An 18,141-nucleotide genomic window follows, 5' to 3' on the forward strand; every position below is an offset into this window, starting at 1 on the left:
TTCCATAGGATGAGTAGTATAAAATCCTTATGTGAGGAGCAGGGACATAAACTTTTACCTCTCCCTCCATACTCACCTGAGTACAATCCTATCGAAAAAATATGGGCTCACATCAAAAAGCATCTCAGAAAAGTATTGCCAAATTACGATACTTTTCTTGAAGCTCTTTTGTCCCATTCTAGTTTCAGTTGATTATAAAACTGCTTATTGAAGCCACAGTCTCGATTTTTTATAGGACAACCATTACAAACGTATGGAGGTTTACAGAGTTTAGGACAGTTATTGCCTTTGTTTGAGTGGACAGATGATTTCTTAACCTGGATATGCTTAGGAACCTCCTTTGAAACAGTTGAAGGATCTTTACCGATTTGACTAGCAATAAGGGTAAAGGTCTTTGAATTTCGAAGACCAGATTCAATATCAAGTCTATCAGAAAAAGTTAGATGTTTATGTTTGGTCATAGGGAACTCCTTTCCCAAGAAAAATCTCTAACTTAATTCTACTCTTATTTTTGTCTCAAGTTAATATCTAGATTAAAGATATTTCTGGAACTTACGTTGAGAATTAACTCCTTATAGGTGGTAAGAGAAAAAACTAGATTTTCCTTGTTTTTTTCAAGGGGTTTGGTATAATGCTTATAGAGACACGTCTTTTAACAGAACTTCTTGAAGAGAGTGCACGGTTGCTGGAAGTGCATAGAAGGGTTAGAAGGTACTACTCGGTAAGATTTTATGCAAACATAAAACGGTGGTTACGTTAGAACCAAGAATGAGGTACCCAGGATTACTGGGTATAAATGAAGGTGGAACCACGTTGCGACGTCCTTTTGAGGGAGGTCGCTTTTTTGTTTGTCCCGAGTAGGTCTACTAGTTTTTAAAGGAGTAGAAATATGGTAAAAATTACATTCCCTGATGGTGCTGTTCGTGAGTATCAGGATGGCATTACAACTGTAGAGATTGCAGAAGGCATTAGCAAGTCCTTGGCTAAAAAAGCCTTGGCAGGTAAATTGAATGGTAAGTTGATTGATACCACTCGTGCCATTCACGAAGATGGAAACTTGGAAATTGTAACACCCGATCACGAAGATGCGCTGCCAATTTTACGTCACTCTGCAGCCCACTTGTTTGCTCAAGCAGCTAAGCGTCATTTCCCAGATATTCGCCTAGGAGTTGGTCCGGCGATTCAAGACGGTTTCTATTATGATACTGACAATGAAGCGGGGCAAATTTCCAATGAAGATTTGGCCAAAATTGAAGAAGAGATGCATAAAATCGTCAAGGAAAACTTCCCAAGTGTCCGTTCTGAAGTTTCTAAGGAAGAAGCTAAGGAAATCTTCCACAATGATCCTTATAAATTGGAATTGATTGAGGAACACAAGGATGATGAGGGCGGCTTGACTATCTATCAACAAGGAGAGTATGTGGATCTCTGTCGTGGACCTCACGTACCAACAACTGGTCATATTCAAGTCTTTCATTTGTTGAATGTTGCAGGTGCTTACTGGCGTGGTAAGAGTGAAAATCCAATGATGCAACGGATTTATGGTACTGCTTGGTTCAATAAAAAAGAGCAAGATGCTTATCTCAAGATGCGTGAAGAGGCTAAAGAGCGGGATCACCGTAAGCTAGGCAAGGAATTAGATCTCTTCATGATTAGTCAAGAAGTAGGACAAGGACTTCCATTCTGGTTGCCAAATGGAGCTACCATCCGTCGTGTGGTTGAGCGTTATATTATTGACCGTGAGGTAGCAGCTGGTTATGATCATGTTTATACTCCACCAGTTGCCAGTGTAGACTTGTATAAAACTTCAGGTCACTGGGATCACTACCAAGAAGATATGTTCCCAGTGATGGATATGGGAGATGGAGAAGCCTTTGTTCTTCGCCCAATGAACTGCCCACACCACATTCAAGTTTATCGGAATCATGTTCATTCTTACCGTGAATTGCCAATTCGGATCGCTGAGTTGGGAATGATGCACCGTTATGAGAAATCAGGTGCTCTTTCAGGACTCCAACGTGTACGTGAAATGACCTTGAACGATGGACACTTGTTTGTTACTCCAGAACAAATCCAAGAAGAATTCAAGAAAGTCTTGGAGTTGATGATCAGTGTTTATGAAGATTTCAACATCACTGATTATCGTTTCCGTCTCTCTTATCGAGATCCTGAAGATAAGGAAAAATACTTCGATAATGATGCGATGTGGGAAAATGCTCAACAGATGTTGAAAGCAGCCATGGATGATTTGGAACTAGATTACTTTGAAGCAGAAGGTGAAGCGGCCTTCTATGGTCCAAAATTGGATGTTCAAGTAAAAACTGCTTTGGGAAATGAGGAAACTCTTTCGACAATCCAACTGGACTTCCTCTTGCCAGAACGCTTTGAATTGTCTTATATCGGAGCAGATGGTGAGGAGCACCGTCCTGTTATGATTCACCGGGGAATTGTCTCCACTATGGAACGTTTTGTGGCCTACTTGATTGAAACTTACAAAGGAGCCTTCCCAACTTGGTTGGCACCAACTCAAGTGACCCTTATTCCAATTTCAAATGAAGCCCATGCAGACTATGCGTGGGAAGTAGCCAAAGAATTGAAAGATCTTGGCTTCCGTGTTCATGTAGATGAGCGTAATGAGAAAATGCAATACAAGATTCGTCAAAGCCAAACTCAAAAAGTTCCTTACCAATTGATTGTTGGGGACAAGGAAATGGAAGACAAATCGGTTAACGTGCGTCGTTACGGTAGCAAGCAAACTGAAACTAAGTCTATTGTCGACTTTATTGCAGATTTGAAAGCTGATGTAGCTCGTCTTTCTCGACCTAAATAAGTTTTATAATCCCTGAGTTCAATTGAGCTTGGGGATTTTTTGTCAAAGAATTTTCACTAAGTAAAAGCTAAGGTTGATATTTTTCCCAGTCCCTTTTTGGAGTAGCTAGATGGCGTTTGGGTTGCCATAGACAGGGACGCTCTCTTTTCTTATAGTAGAAGTAGATATATACGCATGGAAAAGTAGGAGTTGTATGATTGAAGAACATTTTGGAAAAGAGCATGGATATAGCTGGATTGTAGTCCGGTCTGATAAAGGACCACTCAATCGACAAGAGCTAGAAGACTATCAACTGGATACAGAATTGATGGAGTATGCACTGGATAAGAATGAGCGAGCACACATGGAGTACGATGCGGAGGGTGATCGCTTGTTGTTAATCTTTAATGCCTTGGATTTAATCAAAGAAGATAATCACTATGAGACAACTCCCTTGACTCTGATTGCCAGCGGGAATCAAGTGATTACAATTGTCAATGAACAGAATCATTACTTGATTGATCGGATTCAGCGGCAGCTTCCGTATTCGACGATTACCAGTAGTTACCAATTTTTATTTTTAATCCTAACCTTAGTTACTCAAGAGTATTTCACTATTTTAGATGAAATTAATCGCGAGAAGGATCAGGTGAATGGTCTTTTACGAAAACAAACCACTAAGCGATTACTGCTAGAACTTTCAGATTTTGAAACGGGCTTAGTATATCTTTTAACCGCCAGCAATTAGAATGTCTTGGTTTTGGAACAATTGCGGAAACATCCACGAATGAGTCGTTTGACCAATCAAGAGCTGGAAGAGCTCGAGGATGCTCTTATTGAAGCGCAACAGCTTCTTGCCATGAGCCAATTGGAATCTCAGATTTTGCAGCAATTGTCAGGGGCTTATGATACCATCCTGAATAATACGCTGAATGGAAACTTGACGACCCTCAATATCATCTCAATTCTCCTAGCGGTCCTATCACTTATTACGGGATTCTTTGGAATGAATGTCCCGCTTCCCTGTCTGAAGAACCCCTGGCTTGGATTTGGATGCCCCTAGCCTTTATTGTTCTGTGGTTGTTATTGGCACGGATTTTACGTTCCATCATGAATCGAAGATAACTTCCAAGGAGGAACCATTTCAGAGTTATTGCAAATGAAAAGGAAAGACTGGAGCTTGTGTCCGGTCTTTTTTTGCTATGAGGGATTTTTTGAAATCAGGAGAAGGTCTTGGTTTTGTGATAAAATAGAGGAAGAAATACGGTTGAAAGAAGGCATCTCGAATGGCCTATATTGAAGCAAAGAATTGTTGGAAAATCTATGGTCAGGGAGACTTGGAAGTTGTGGCCAATCAGGATTTATCCTTTGAAATGGAAGAGGGGGAGCTAGTTGTTATTTTAGGGGCATCCGGAGCTGGTAAATCAACTCTTCTTAATATTCTTGGGGGAATGGATCAAGCTAGTCGTGGTCAACTGTTGATTGATGGTCAAGACATTATTCAGTATTCTGAGCGGGAACGGATTCGCTACCGTAGGGAAGATGTTGGGTTTGTCTTTCAGTTTTATAATTTAGTGGGAAATTTGACTGCGTTGGAAAATGTAGAGTTGGCGACGGAATTGGTCTCCAATCCCTTGGATGCTCAGAGGACTTTAATGAGTGTGGGATTAGAAGGGCGGCAGCACCATTTCCCAGCTCAACTGTCAGGGGGAGAACAACAACGTGTTGCCATTGCACGCGCCCTTGCCAAAAATCCGAAACTTCTGTTATGCGATGAACCCACGGGGGCCTTGGATTATCAGACAGGAAAGCAAATTTTAACCCTCTTGAGTCACTTGGCCCGCAAAGAAGGACGAACGGTTATCATTGTGACCCATAACACGGCCTTGGCTCAGATTGCAGATCGGGTAATCCACATGCAGGATGCTCAGATTAAACGGATTCAGATTCAGGAAACCCCACTTGCTGTAGGAGAATTGGAGTACTAGTATGCTGAAAAAAACCTATTGGCTTAGTTTACTCCGTACCTTCCAGTCTAGTTGGAGTCGGTTTTTAGCCTTGGCGAGTTTACTGACTCTATCAGCTTTCGTATTGGTTGGTCTGCAATTAGCTGGACCTAGTTTGGAACAGTGGCTAGTAAACTTTAAGGAGCAGCAGCAGGTTCCCCAAGCTACTCTTATAGGAAAGCTGGGTTTTAGCCAGGAACAGCAAGCCTTCCTGCGGCAAGAGGTTCAACAGCAACAAGGAGAAGTAGAATTTGGCTTTCTTCAAGATGTGCTGTTGAAAGATGGTCATGTTCTCAGGCTTTTTTCCCTCCCCCATCAGCAAGCTCAGCTTTGGAATTTAGAAGGACAGCTTCCTAATCTGAGCTCGGAAGTCTTGTTAGGACAGGTTAACCAGTCTGCCTTTAAACAAGGACAAGATCTTGAGCTGGAGTGGTTGGGTCAGACCCGACGCTTGACGGTAACAGGATTTGCGCAGTCAAGTCAACTTATTTCCCAAGAGGATTTAGGACCTAGCACTTTGGGGCAGGGAAAGGTTGATGTCTATGGTTTTGTTCCTTCAACTTTTTTTAAAAATCAAAAAGAGAATATAGCCCTCTTCCACTGGAGAAAGACAGATAAAAAAGACTTGGAAGTCATGCAAACCTGGATAGCTGCTCAAGAGGAGAAGACTTGGGAGGCTGCCAAACAAGATTTGAGTCGGCAAGAGGCGGAATTGAAGAAAGCACAGAAGACCTTGGAGCAGTCTCAGCCCTATTTGTCTGAACGGGAGCAGCAAAGATATAGGCTAGACCTGCAGGATGGAGAGAAGGCCTTGGCCGACTATCGGGCTGCTGTCAATCGTTTGGACGGGCAACCCCTTTTTGAAGTGTTGGAAGAGGGAGAATTCCCAGGTTCTTCCAGTTATACTTATTTGAAGACGAGTATTGCTAGTCTGAAAAAAGTTGCCAATTGGATTCCGCCGATTTTTTATGGTGTGACGATTTTGGTTGCTCTGACTAGTATGGTGCGGCTGGTTCAAGATGAGCGGCAGAACATGGGGTTACTCTCAGCCTTAGGTTATGCCCCCTTTACTTTGGTATTTAAGTTTTTCAGTTATGGAATTCTTTTAGCTTTAATTGGTGCGGGTTTAGGTGGAATCCTAGGAACCGGTCTGTTAGCACCGATGATTCAGTCGATTCTGTTACGGAGGACAGTCTTTACGGAAATTGAACAGACCTTGTCTTGGGATCCCTTCCTCTGGTCCTTTGGTTTGGGCAGTCTAGCCATTCTTTTTCCCTTATTTGGATTGCTATGGTCAGATTTACGCCAGCCAACCAGTCAATTGCTTCGTCCCAAGCCACCTGCCAAGGGCAAGCGAATTCTCATTGAAGGCTTGCCGATCTTTTGGTCCCGCTTGACCTTTGGTCAAAAATTTTTAATCCGAAATCTCTTGCGGTACAAACAGCGGATGGCCATGACAGTTTTGGGTGTTTTGGGCTCCATTGCCTTGTTGGTTGCGGCTCTTGGCTTACAAGTATCGATCGCAGGTGTGGCAGATAAACAATTTCATCAGGTCTGGAATTATGATGCGTTACTTCTCCATCGTGAAGGCCAGCCTCTCCAATATAAACAGGGCCGGTCTGTTAGTCTGTATTATCAGGAGGAAGAGATTGAACTGGCTCAGGCAACGGGGCGTCTGCAAATTTTTGGTCAGTTTTCAGATCAGGGTTGGTCGGATTTGATTGAACTGTCAGATTGGCAAACTGGCCAAATTCTTAATTTGGATCAAACAGGTGTTGTCTTGAGTCAGACCTTAGCTCAGGAGCTGGGTGTCACTGTTGGTGAGCAGGTCCAGTTAGCAGGAAGAAGCTGGAGAATCGGTGGAATTGCCAGGCAGTATGTGGGTTATACGCTTTACTTGTCCCAGGCTCAGATGTCGGGAGATATGTCTGCTAATGCCCAGCTTTGGAAATTACCAAAGGGGCAAGAAGCAGCTTTTAAAGAAGCGGCATTAAAGAATACCTCCACCTTGAGATTGGAAGAGACAGCCCTGTTGGAGTCTTTCTTCAGGGATACAGCCCAATCCCTAAATCAGACCATGTACCTAGTGGCCTTTTTATCTATGGGTTTGGTAGTTATTATCTTGGTAACCTTGATCTTATTGAATTTGCATGAACGAATGCGGGAGATTGCAACGATGAAGGTACTAGGGTTTTATCCTAGTGAGTTGCAAGGCTTACTCTATAAGGAATTGCTTTATCTGACCCTTCTTGGAGCCTTTTTGGGACTAGGATGTGGCTATGTTCTTCATGGTTTTTTGTTAGAACAGATTGCCCCAGCGGGCATTGTTTTTAGCCGAGACATGGGGCTAGTCCCCTATCTTTTGCCGATGCTTCTTCTGATTGTCGTATTTGTTAGCCTTTATTTTTTTATCTTGAAAAAAATAAACAGCATTCCGATGTTGGATGCCTTAAAATCTTTGGAGTAATGATGAAACGAGAATTAATTTTGAATTTAGCCTTGAGTTTGGATGGATATGTAGCGCGTGAGGATGGATCTTATGACTGGATTCAGGCGCCTGCTGATTCCACTCCTAATACGCCTTTGCAATTTGATAATACTGCTTTTTTTGAAAGTTGTGACACGGTTGTCATGGGACATAAGTCTTTCTTGGAATTGGGGTTAGAGGATATCCCAAGTGCTAAAGAAAAGCAGTTTCTGGTAGCCCGGCGTGGTCCTGAGGAGAAAAGGGACAATGTTCATTTTACGCCCGACTTGGTAGCTTCTGTGAAAGAGTTGTTAGCAGAAGAAGGGGGGCCGGTTTGGCTTTTCGGAGGTGCCCAGATTGCAGATAGTCTGATTGCAGAAGACCTAGTGACGGAATATATCTTGGGTCTTGTTCCTGTTATTCTTGGCAAGGGAAGACGATTATTTGACCAAGCACTACCTGAAATTCCACTGAAACTGGTTGAGTCTACTGTGACAGACGGCATTGCGATGTTGCGGTACCGTAAAGTCTAAGAGGTTCAGCTCAAGATAGGATTGATTCCGAATAGCCTACAAATTACAAAAGAAACACCTCCTGATGGCTACCATCAAGAGGTGTTTTAGCTTATTTCATCGTTGGGAATAGGAGGACGTCACGGATGCTGGTTACGTTTGTAAGAAGCATAACGAGGCGGTCGATTCCAATTCCAAGTCCACCTGTTGGTGGCATTCCATATTCAAGGGCTTCAACGAAGTCGTAGTCAATACCAGTTGCTTCGTCATCTCCCAATTCTTTAGCCTTGGCTTGAGCTTCAAAGCGGGAAAGTTGATCGATTGGATCGTTCAATTCTGTGAAGGCGTTAGCAAATTCTTTACCGACGATAAAGAGTTCGAAACGATCGGTGAAGCGAGGATCCTCAGGATTTTTCTTAGCCAATGGAGAAACCTCAACTGGGTGACCGTAAATGAAAGTTGGTTGAATCAAGGTGTCTTCCACGAATTCTTCAAAAAAGGCATTGATGATATGACCAACTGAAGTGAAGTGTTTTTCCACAGGAACCTGATGCTCCTTGGCTAGTTCTTGAGCTTGTTCCAGGGTCATTTCTTGCCAGAAGTCTACGCCGGTAATGTCTTTAATGGCATCAATCATATGTAGACGGGCGAAATCATGACCAATGTTGATTTCTTGCTCTTGATAGGTAATGACAGCTTGGTCTGTAACAGCTTTAGCTGCTGCTTGAATAATTCCTTGGACCAAGTCCATAATATCTTGGAAGTCTGCATAAGCTTGATAGGCTTCAATGGTTGTGAACTCTGGATTGTGGGTAGCGTCCATACCTTCATTTCGGAAAATACGTCCCATCTCGTAAACACGTTCCATACCACCAACGATTAACCGTTTTAAGTGCAGCTCTGTTGCAATACGGAGTACCATATCCATATTTTGAGCATTGTGGTGGGTTTCAAAGGGACGAGCAGCAGCTCCACCCGCTTCGTTATGAAGAACAGGTGTTTCTACCTCAAGGAACCCTTGGTTATCTAGATAACGGCGAATTTCAGACACAATTTTGGAGCGCGCCATGAAACGCTCAAAACTCTCACGGTTGGAGATAAGATCCAAATAGCGTTTGCGGTAGATGGTTTCTACGTCAGATAAACCATGGAATTTTTCAGGAAGCGGTCGAAGGGATTTAGACAAGTGCGTTAGGTGGCTAGCCTTGATCGACAATTCTCCCATATCGGTCCGCATGACTTGACCTTCAACACCGATAAAATCACCTAAATCCGCTTTCTTAAAGATTTCATAGTTTTCTTCGCCAACTTCATCCTTACGGACATAAATTTGAATTTGGCCATCACGGTCTTGGACATGTGCAAATCCGACCTTTCCTTTGCCTCGCTTTGTCATTAAGCGACCGGCGATGGTTGCTGACTCGTTTAAGTCATTAAGTGCTTCTTTGTCCAAGTCTGCATATTTCTCTTTCAATTCTGCAGAATTTGCACTTCGTTCGAAGCGCTGACCGAAGGGATCAATACCAGCATCCGCCAAGGCCTGCATTTTTTCCCGACGAATGATTTGCTGGTCATTGAGTTCCTCTGTTAGATGGTGTGACATATTTTCCTCCTCTGTCATCCGTAGACTATTTTTTATTTTATCACAATTACAAGGGTTATGAGTGGATAGATTCGACTTTTACAGACTCTAAAAAGCTTGTATCATTCCAACTTAGGAGTTGGAAATCATTAAAATTATCCGTCTCTAAGATGGTAAGACTACCATTTGCAAGACCGCCCCAGTCTCGGATGAAGGCGGGGCTTACTCCTAAAAGGGTACGAAGGGAAGCTACCAGATTAGCACCATGCCCTACAAAGAGAACATGTTCATAAGGTTGATTCTTTAGACTGTGTACCAATTCAGCAACTCGTTGGGTTGTTTTATAAACAGATTCAGCTTCGAACATGTCGTAATTAAACTTGGCTAAATTATGACGGAAGGCTCGAATCTGTTGGGGATAGATGGCTTCCATAGTGGCAATTTTTTGACCTTCTAAGCGGCCCAGTTGCCACTCACGGAGTGATTCTTGGGGTTCAATCTTAACTGGATGAAGATTTTGAGCTTGAATAATTCGAGCTGTATGAAGTGCCCGTGGAAGATCACTAGAGAAGATTCTATCGAAATGGATATGCTGTAGGTGTTTTCCCAGAGTTTCGATATCCTCAATGGATTGGTCTAATAGTGGTGAATCTCCACTAGCTCCTTGAAAACGTCCTTCCTCGTTCCATTCCGTTCTACCATGACGAACAAAGTATAACTTCATTATTTTTCTTCTCCTTTCTCACGAAAATTAGCAAAGCTTGCGTCTACGAATTGAGCTAGTTCTTGGGGATTGACTTGGACACTTTGGCCAATTTCACCTGAAGAAACCAAGATGCTCGAGAAATCTAAAGCTCGATCATCGAAGTAGATTGGGTACTGATGCCGCTGGCGAATACCGACGGGATTGTTGGCTCCATGAACATAGCCAGTTGTTTTTTCCAAGTCTTTTTGGGGAATCATCTGAACTTTCTTATTCCCAGACAATGCTGCCAATTTTTTCTCGGCTAGATGATCTTCTATGGAGAGCACACCGATGAGTGGGCCAGTCTTATCTCCTTTGAGAGCTAAGGTTTTAAAGATTTGTTTGCGATTAATATCATCAGGGGTCTGACCTTCGAGCCCATTAAATTGGTGAGCTTGGTACTCAATACCAGCTTTGGTCAAGATTTGTTCGACCAAGGTTTTTTTGATTTTTTTCTTAGCCATATTGCTCCTTTGTGTCATAAAGAGAGGCTGAGACCTCAGTCCCAGCCTTTGATTCTATTCTGTCTGGGAAGCATTTTGGTATTGGTAGTCTACAGCGTCCCTCTGGAATAATTTTTTATAAACATCAGCGGTATTCTTGAGTGGGGAGATCTGATTCAAATCAACCTCCTTATCAAAACCTGGTAACCAACCTCGGGAGGTGTATTGATGGAGGTCATAGTCAATGTCTGTCGAAGGGGCAGCATTGTAGTAACCGGAATCAACACCATAGGTGGGGAACCAGACAGCATCAAATTTATCAGTGCTGATACTGTGTTCTTCCATGAAATAGGTTCCAATGTAAATACCAATATTCTTCGCACCTAGTTCTTGTAATTTGACACGGAAGGCTTCAACTCCTTTGTCCATGTTGGACATGGTTTTTTCTTCCACATCTAACCAGTAGTAGGTTGGCTTGTATTTGGCGGAAGCTTGATAGAATTCTTCGGCTTCCTTTTGCATTTCTTTGACTGAACCAGCTGCAACATAGGCATAGACAGCGACAGGAATATCTCTCTTTTTGAATTCTTCAATGTGTTTTTGATAGGATTTGTCAATTCCGTTGAGATAAGTGGCTGCATTTTCCTTTTTAGCTTGAGCTCCACTGTGGACTCGGATGATAGCACCAGACACACCAGCTGCCATAGCATCGTAGTCAATTTCTTCCGGTAATTGCCAGCCAGAGAGGTCTACGATGGGACGTAGGTTGACGTTTTCCGTTGTTGTTTTTTTCTTTTTCTTTGTTTCGCTTTTTTTCTTTTTGGCTTCCTCGGTGGCCTTGGCTGCACGAGCCGCTTCTTGTTCAGCTTTTAAGAATTGAACTTGATTATGGCCGGCAATCAGACTAAGAAAGATGAAACCGAAAAAGACTACCATATAAATAGGATTTATCCTTTGTCTCATAAGGTTCATTCTATCTTAAAATGATTGAAATGACAAGGAATCTCACCTGTTTTTGGGTAAAAATAGAAAAATTGTCCAATTGGAAGGGGTGCTATTGTCCGTGGCTTTTTTTTCGTCGGTGAAAATGGTATAATCAAGGCTGAATTTTTAGAGAAAACGGGTACGTGATGAAGATTGAAAAACGCTACTTGTTAAACTACTCAATCCTAATTCCTTACCTCATATTGTCTATCTTGGGTTTGATTGTAGTCTATTCAACGACTAGTGCCAACTCGATTCAGAGTGGTGGAAATCCATTCAGCTCAGTTTTGACACAGGGGGTCTTTTGGATTGCGAGTTTAATCGGGATTGCCTTGATTTATAAATTAAAACTAGATTTTTTAAAGAACTCAAAAGTAGTAGGGGTCATTCTAGCCATTGTTATTCTATTGCTCATCGTCTCGCGCTTTTTTGGAGCGACGATTAATGGGGCACGAGGCTGGATTTTATTGGGGCCTCTGAGTATTCAACCAGCTGAATACCTCAAGGTTGTGATGGTCTGGTATTTGGCCTCCGTTTTTAGCCGAGAGCAAGATTTGATAGCTAGGAGCGATTATTATGCTCTGACTAAGAATACTTTTTGGCCACGCTCTTTTACAGATTGGCGAGTAGCTGTCATGTTCTCGCTAGCTGTTGTGGCTTCCCTACCTGACTTGGGGAATGCGACAATTTTGACATTCCTGGTATTGATGATGGTTTCCTTGAGTGGGATTTCCTATCGTTGGTTTATGACGAGTCTTGGAGCTGTGGTAGCTTTGTCAGCTACTGTTTTGGGAGCGATTCGCCTTATTGGGGTAGATGTTGTTGCGAAGATTCCCTTATTTGGTTATATTGCCAAGCGTTTCAGTGCCTTCTTTAATCCTTTTGAGGATTTGTCTGATTCTGGGCATCAGTTGGCGAATTCTTACTATGCCATGAGCAATGGTTCTTGGTTTGGTCTTGGCTTGGGTAATTCTATCGAGAAGAATGGTTATCTGCCGGAAGCCCATACCGATTTTGTCTTTTCGATTGTGATCGAGGAGTTAGGTTTTGTCGGTGCGAGTTTGATTTTAGGTTTGCTTTTCTTTTTAATTCTTCGAATTTTACTGGTAGGAATCCGAGCGCGTGATCCTTTTAATGCCATGTTGGCAACAGGCGTTGGCGGTCTTTTATTGACGCAGACTTTTGTCAATATTGGTGGGATTTCAGGACTAATTCCCTCGACTGGGGTAACCTTCCCCTTCTTGTCGCAGGGCGGGAACAGTCTTCTGGTCCTCTCCATTGCAATTGCGTTTGTTTTAAATGTTGACGCGGCGGAAACGAAAAAAGAACTAGAAGAAAATAACTCTCACTATTGAGGATGAAAGAACTTATTGGATAGGGCGGGATGGGGAAGAGCCTCTTCCACGCCTCTTTTTGCATATTAGGAGTATCTATGGAAAAATTAGAGTACCAGGTGTCTGCCGATCTTATCGCTCAAGATGCCCAAGAATTGACTCGAATGGTCAATCAGATTGTAGCAGGCGCTTTTGGACCAGAAGTGCTTGATGAGATTGCCCAGGTAAAAACCTGGGTAGTAGAAGGGGAGGACCAGGCTATCGCGACCTTCCTGAAGGACTTGGAATTGAGTCGGTTAGCCCTTTTAGTGCGTTATTTTGCAGTTGTTCCTCTGTTAATCAATATAGCGGAAGATGTGGATTTGGAAGTAACCATTCAGCGGCGCAATAATTTGCAAGAAGACTACCTTGGGAAACTCAGTCAAGCTGTAGCTCGGACTGCTCAAATGGAAAATGCCCAAGCCCTTCTAGAAGATTTACAAGTAGTGCCGGTTTTGACGGCCCATCCGACTCAGGTTCAACGGAAGTCTTTGCTTGATTTGACAGCCCAAATTCATGAATTGCTGAAACGTAAGCGGATGGCTTTACCCGGTGATCTTAATCAGGCTGAGTGGGAAGAAGAACTTTATCGTTATTTAGAGACAATTTTACAAACGGATTTGATCCGGGAGCAAAAATTAACCGTAACCAATGAAATCGTCAACGCTATGGCTTATTATCGGAGCTCGCTCCTTGAAGCTGTCCCACGTTTGACACAGACCTATCGGGATTTAGCTCAGGAACAGGGGCTATCTGTACCTGCCAGCAAGCCTGTGTCTATGGGAATGTGGATTGGTGGTGACCGGGATGGAAATCCGTTTGTCACAGCTGAAACCCTGAAGGAATCAGCACGGGTGCAGCAAGAAGTTCTTTTTGATTTTTATTTGCAACATTTAAACAAGCTGTATCGGGATTATTCTGTCTCACTCAACCTAACACATGTGAGTGAAGACGTGAGTCGCATGGCTGGCCTCTCACAGGATAATTCGATTTTTAGAGAAAAAGAACCCTATAGACGGGCTCTTTCCTGGATTCGTGACCGTCTTCTAAAAACTCAGCGGAACATGCAGGCCTTTTTAGGGCGAGCAGAGTATCTGGCTTTGGCTGGTAAAGACTTGGTTAACATTCAACAGGAGCGGGATTGGGAGCAAATCCCTGCTTATTCTTCCGCAGAAGAATTTAAGGTAGAGTTGGAGCAGGTACAGGCGTCATTAGCGACCTGTGGTCAACAGCATTTGGCGAGTGGGAAGTTGAGCCAACTCATTACGGCAGTAGAGGTCTTTGGTTTTTACCTGGCTAGTATTGACCTTCGTCAAGATTCCTCTATCCATGAAGCTTGTGTGGCAGAATTATTGGCAACAGCTGGTCTCATGGAAGCCTATTCCAGTCAATCTGAAGAAGAAAAAGTATCTATCTTGCTTGAATTACTGGAAAAGGATCCACGTCCCTTGTCGGCTCCAACTCTTCCAAAGAGTGATTTACTAGCTAAGGAATTGTCTATTCTTGCCATGGGTGCTCAGTTGAAAGATGTACTTGGTGAAGAAGTGATTCGTCAGTCCATCATTTCCCATGCAACCAGTGTCTCTGATCTTTTGGAATTAGCAATTCTGTTGAAAGAAGTTGGACTGGTCAACCGTGAGCGTACTCGTCTTCAATTGGTACCTCTTTTTGAAACAATTGAGGATTTGGAAGCTTCTCGTCGGACCATGCGGTCTTACCTATCTTTGGATTTGGTTCAAAGATGGATTGTCTCCTGTAATGGCTATCAAGAAATTATGTTGGGCTATTCAGATAGTAATAAGGATGGAGGCTATCTGTCATCAGTTTGGTCTCTTTATCAGGCGCAAGAAGACTTGCAGAAATTAGGTCAAGAATTTGGGGTGAAAGTAACATTCTTCCATGGACGTGGAGGAACAGTTGGTCGTGGAGGTGGCCCTACCTATGAGGCTATTATTGCACAACCTCTCGAAAGTATTCGCGATCGCATTCGTCTAACAGAGCAAGGAGAGGTTATTGCCAATAAATACGGGAATAAGGAAGCTGCTTACTACAATTTAGAAATGCTTCTGTCCGCCTCACTTGATCGTATGGTGAGTCTGGAAACAGAATTGAGTCCCGAGCAACGGGAGACCTATGGTCGGGTGATGAATCATTTGGTAGAGACTAGTTACCAGGCCTATCGTGACCTAGTCTTTGAAAATCCAGCATTCTATGATTTCTTCTTTGAGGCTAGTCCGATTACGGAAATTTCCAGTCTGAATATTGGTTCGCGACCAGCGGCTAGAAAGACGATTACAGAAATTTCAGGATTAAGGGCTATTCCGTGGGTCTTTTCGTGGTCCCAGAACCGGATCATGCTACCTGGATGGTACGGTGTTGGTTGTGCTTTTCAAACTTTAATGGCTGAGGACAGTGAGTGGCTCTCTATTCTCCGTCAAATGTATCAGAAATGGCCATTTTTCAGGGGCTTGCTCTCCAATGTTGATATGGTCTTAGCCAAATCAAATATGACAATCGCGGGTCATTATCGGGATCTAGTCCAGGAACCGCAAGTAGCGGCTGTCTATGACTTGATTTTAGCAGAATGGCAAAAAACCAAAGAAAGCATCCTATTAATAGAGGAACGAGAAGAACTACTGGCGGACAATACTTATCTTTCTAATAGTTTGTCTTATCGGATGCCGTATTTTGATGTTTTAAACTATGTTCAAGTTGAGTTGATTCGGCGTAAGCGAGAAGGTAAATTACCAGATTCTGCGGACTCCTTGATTGCGACTACGATTAATGGAATTGCGACGGGGCTTCGGAATTCGGGTTAATCCCTGGGGAAAAATTAAAAAAAGAGGTAAAAGGCTTGATTTTTTCTAACAGTCTGATAGAATAGTAGGGAAAGTTAGACTGTATTGCCTACTGTCTATCTATAAAATATATTTTATTGGAGGCTTTTACCCAAATGGCAAAAGAAAAATACGATCGTAGTAAACCCCACGTTAACGTTGGTACAATTGGACACGTTGACCACGGTAAAACTACCCTAACTGCAGCGATTACAACTGTTTTGGCACGTCGTTTGCCTTCATCAGTTAACCAACCTAAAGATTACGCTTCTATCGATGCTGCTCCAGAAGAGCGCGAACGCGGAATTACTATCAACACTGCACACGTTGAGTACGAAACTGAAAAACGTCACTACGCTCACATCGACGCTCCAGGACACGCGGACTACGTTAAAAACATGATCACTGGTGCGGCTCAAATGGACGGAGCGATCCTTGTAGTTGCATCTACAGATGGACCAATGCCACAAACTCGTGAGCATATTCTTCTTTCTCGTCAGGTTGGTGTTAAAAACTTGATCGTCTTCATGAACAAAGTTGACCTTGTTGATGATGAAGAGTTGCTTGAGTTGGTTGAAATGGAAATCCGTGACCTTCTTTCAGAATACGATTTCCCAGGTGATGATCTACCAGTTATCCAAGGTTCAGCTCTTAAAGCCCTTGAAGGTGATTCAGCATTTGAAGACATCATCATGGAATTGATGAATACTGTTGACTCATACATTCCAGAACCAGAACGCGATACTGACAAACCATTGCTTCTTCCAGTCGAGGACGTATTCTCAATCACTGGTCGTGGTACTGTTGCTTCAGGACGTATTGACCGTGGTGTGGTTCGTGTTAACGATGAAATCGAAATCGTTGGTATCAAAGAAGAAACTACTAAAGCAGTTGTTACTGGAGTTGAAATGTTCCGTAAACAATTGGATGAAGGTCTTGCAGGAGATAACGTTGGTGTTCTTCTTCGTGGTGTTCAACGTGATGAGATCGAACGTGGACAAGTTATCGCTAAACCAGGTTCTATCAACCCACACACTAAATTCAAAGGTGAAGTTTACATCCTTACTAAAGAAGAAGGTGGACGTCACACTCCATTCTTCAACAACTACCGTCCTCAATTCTACTTCCGTACTACTGACGTAACTGGTTCTATCGAGTTGCCAGCAGGTACTGAAATGGTTATGCCTGGTGATAACGTGACAATCGACGTTGAGTTGATCCACCCAATCGCCGTAGAACAAGGAACAACATTCTCTATCCGTGAGGGTGGACGTACTGTTGGTTCAGGTATGGTTACTGAAATCGAAGCTTAATTCGGTTCATTTCCTAGATTAACAATTTAAGTCAGAACAACGCTAGCTTGGCCTTTGGTCAGGCTAGCGTTTTTGTGATTCCTCTTTTTTTCTGCGCGGCTTTGTGATAAAATAAGGACTGTAATAAAAATAGAAGAGGTATGTGAAATGTCACGTAAACCAATTATCGCAGGTAACTGGAAAATGAATAAAAACCCTCAAGAAGCACAAGCTTTTGTAGAGGGGCTTGCAGGTAAATTGCCATCAACTGACCTTGTTGAGGCAGCTATTGCAGCACCAGCTGTAGATTTGAACGCACTGCTATGGTTCTCTAAAGATTCAGACCTTAAAGTGGCAGCGCAAAACTGCTACTTTGAAGATGCAGGTGCTTTCACTGGTGAAACTAGTCCAAAAGTCTTGAATGAAATGGGTGTTGACTACGTTGTTATCGGTCACTCAGAGCGTCGTGATTACTTCCACGAAACAGATGAAGATATCAATAAAAAAGCACACGCAATCTTCCGTAATGGTATGACTCCAATTATCTGTTGTGGTGAGTCTCTTGAAACTTATGAAGCTGGACAAGCGGTTGAGTTTGTTGGTGCCCAAGTTTCAGCAGCTCTTAAAGATCTTTCGGCTGAGCAAGTGGCTTCACTTGTGATTGCTTATGAGCCAATCTGGGCTATCGGTACTGGTAAATCTGCAACACAAGATGACGCGCAAAAAATGTGTAAAGCTGTTCGTGACGTTGTTGCTGCAGATTTTGGCCAAGAAGTGGCAGATAAAGTGCGTGTACAATACGGTGGTTCTGTAAACCCATCAAATGTTAAAGAGTACATGGCTTGTCCAGATGTAGATGGAGCTCTTGTTGGGGGTGCTTCTCTTGAAGTGGATAGCTTCCTAGCTCTTTTGGACTTTGTAAACTAATCGATTTTTATAATTTTTGATTATATTTTCTAATAATGCTAAATTTCAAGTTGAAGTTAGCCACCGCTAAGAAATTCCTTCGGCGACTTGTAGCCCAAGCATTTTTTAGGATAGTTGTTTATCCAATTTTCAATAAAGGCTACCTCTTTTGGGGTCGTTTCTTT

General features: G+C 42.8%; 14 protein-coding genes and 2 pseudogenes. 10 read left to right on the forward strand and 6 right to left on the reverse strand.

Features of this window, described 5'->3' with window-relative positions:
• On the forward strand, positions 1–192 hold a 192-nt coding region (locus E4T71_RS05965; protein ID WP_194181245.1), incomplete at its 5' end, for a transposase.
• Here E4T71_RS05965 and E4T71_RS05970 read toward each other — a convergent pair.
• Positions 144–461 carry a helix-turn-helix domain-containing protein gene (locus tag E4T71_RS05970; RefSeq protein ID WP_135038067.1) on the reverse strand — a complete coding sequence of 106 codons (318 nt, stop codon included), beginning with the start codon at positions 459–461 and terminating at the stop codon, positions 144–146. The two genes, E4T71_RS05965 and E4T71_RS05970, sit on opposite strands and share 49 nt — an antisense overlap.
• Before the next feature lie 428 nt (positions 462–889).
• Between E4T71_RS05970 and thrS the strand changes: the two genes are divergently transcribed.
• The 5 genes and pseudogenes from thrS to E4T71_RS05995 all read left to right on the forward strand — a co-directional run bounded on the left by thrS (position 890) and on the right by E4T71_RS05995 (position 7,815).
• A complete protein-coding gene (gene thrS / locus E4T71_RS05975; protein ID WP_135038069.1) occupies positions 890–2,830 on the forward strand; it encodes a threonine--tRNA ligase in 1,941 nt (646 codons plus the stop codon).
• A gap of 193 nt (positions 2,831–3,023) precedes the next feature.
• Positions 3,024–3,872, forward strand: a pseudogene (locus E4T71_RS05980) (magnesium transporter CorA family protein).
• A 223-nt stretch (positions 3,873–4,095) separates the two neighbouring features.
• Complete coding sequence (locus E4T71_RS05985; protein ID WP_135038071.1) at positions 4,096–4,797, forward strand: ABC transporter ATP-binding protein; 702 nt, start codon at positions 4,096–4,098, stop codon at positions 4,795–4,797.
• A 1-nt stretch (position 4,798) separates the two neighbouring features.
• Entirely contained in the window at positions 4,799–7,282 is a 2,484-nt protein-coding gene (locus E4T71_RS05990; RefSeq protein WP_135038073.1) for an ABC transporter permease, read from the forward strand.
• Positions 7,283–7,284: 2 nt separating this feature from the next.
• The gene (locus E4T71_RS05995) at positions 7,285–7,815 is read left to right on the forward strand and encodes a dihydrofolate reductase family protein (protein ID WP_135038075.1); all 531 of its coding nucleotides are present in this window, start codon (positions 7,285–7,287) and stop codon (positions 7,813–7,815) included.
• 91 nt (positions 7,816–7,906) lie between these two features.
• On the opposite strand, the gene lysS is transcribed toward E4T71_RS05995, so the two are convergent.
• The 4 genes from lysS to E4T71_RS06015 are packed head-to-tail and all read right to left on the reverse strand — an operon-like array spanning position 7,907 to position 11,527.
• Positions 7,907–9,397: a lysine--tRNA ligase gene (lysS, locus tag E4T71_RS06000; protein WP_135038077.1), complete on the reverse strand. Its 1,491-nt coding sequence runs from the start codon at positions 9,395–9,397 to the stop codon at positions 7,907–7,909.
• Between the two features lie 55 nt (positions 9,398–9,452).
• Entirely contained in the window at positions 9,453–10,100 is a 648-nt protein-coding gene (locus E4T71_RS06005) for a histidine phosphatase family protein (protein ID WP_135038079.1), read from the reverse strand.
• Entirely contained in the window at positions 10,100–10,585 is a 486-nt protein-coding gene (locus E4T71_RS06010; protein ID WP_135038081.1) for an aminoacyl-tRNA deacylase, read from the reverse strand. The genes E4T71_RS06005 and E4T71_RS06010 overlap by 1 nt, the downstream gene beginning before the upstream one ends.
• 54 nt (positions 10,586–10,639) lie before the next feature.
• Positions 10,640–11,527 (reverse strand): glycoside hydrolase family 25 protein, encoded by an 888-nt coding sequence (locus tag E4T71_RS06015; protein WP_135038082.1) that lies wholly within the window; start codon positions 11,525–11,527, stop codon positions 10,640–10,642.
• Positions 11,528–11,694: 167 nt separating this feature from the next.
• Here E4T71_RS06015 and E4T71_RS06020 point away from each other — a divergent pair, with 167 nt between their 5' ends.
• The 4 genes from E4T71_RS06020 to tpiA all read left to right on the forward strand — a co-directional run bounded on the left by E4T71_RS06020 (position 11,695) and on the right by tpiA (position 17,977).
• Positions 11,695–12,903 (forward strand): FtsW/RodA/SpoVE family cell cycle protein, encoded by a 1,209-nt coding sequence (locus E4T71_RS06020; RefSeq protein ID WP_135038084.1) that lies wholly within the window; start codon positions 11,695–11,697, stop codon positions 12,901–12,903.
• Positions 12,904–12,980: 77 nt separating this feature from the next.
• The gene (ppc, locus tag E4T71_RS06025) at positions 12,981–15,740 is read left to right on the forward strand and encodes a phosphoenolpyruvate carboxylase (protein WP_135038086.1); all 2,760 of its coding nucleotides are present in this window, start codon (positions 12,981–12,983) and stop codon (positions 15,738–15,740) included.
• A 134-nt stretch (positions 15,741–15,874) separates the two neighbouring features.
• Positions 15,875–17,071, forward strand: coding sequence for an elongation factor Tu (tuf, locus tag E4T71_RS06030; protein ID WP_135038088.1), 1,197 nt, complete (start codon positions 15,875–15,877; stop codon positions 17,069–17,071).
• A 147-nt stretch (positions 17,072–17,218) separates the two neighbouring features.
• A complete protein-coding gene (gene tpiA, locus E4T71_RS06035; RefSeq protein ID WP_135038090.1) occupies positions 17,219–17,977 on the forward strand; it encodes a triose-phosphate isomerase in 759 nt (252 codons plus the stop codon).
• Between the two features lie 56 nt (positions 17,978–18,033).
• On the opposite strand, the pseudogene E4T71_RS06040 reads toward tpiA, so the two are convergent.
• A pseudogene (locus tag E4T71_RS06040) lies at positions 18,034–18,141 on the reverse strand (IS30 family transposase); the annotation flags it as partial.

Source organism: Streptococcus sp. WM07 (assembly GCF_004570525.1).
Lineage (GTDB): Bacteria > Bacillota > Bacilli > Lactobacillales > Streptococcaceae > Streptococcus.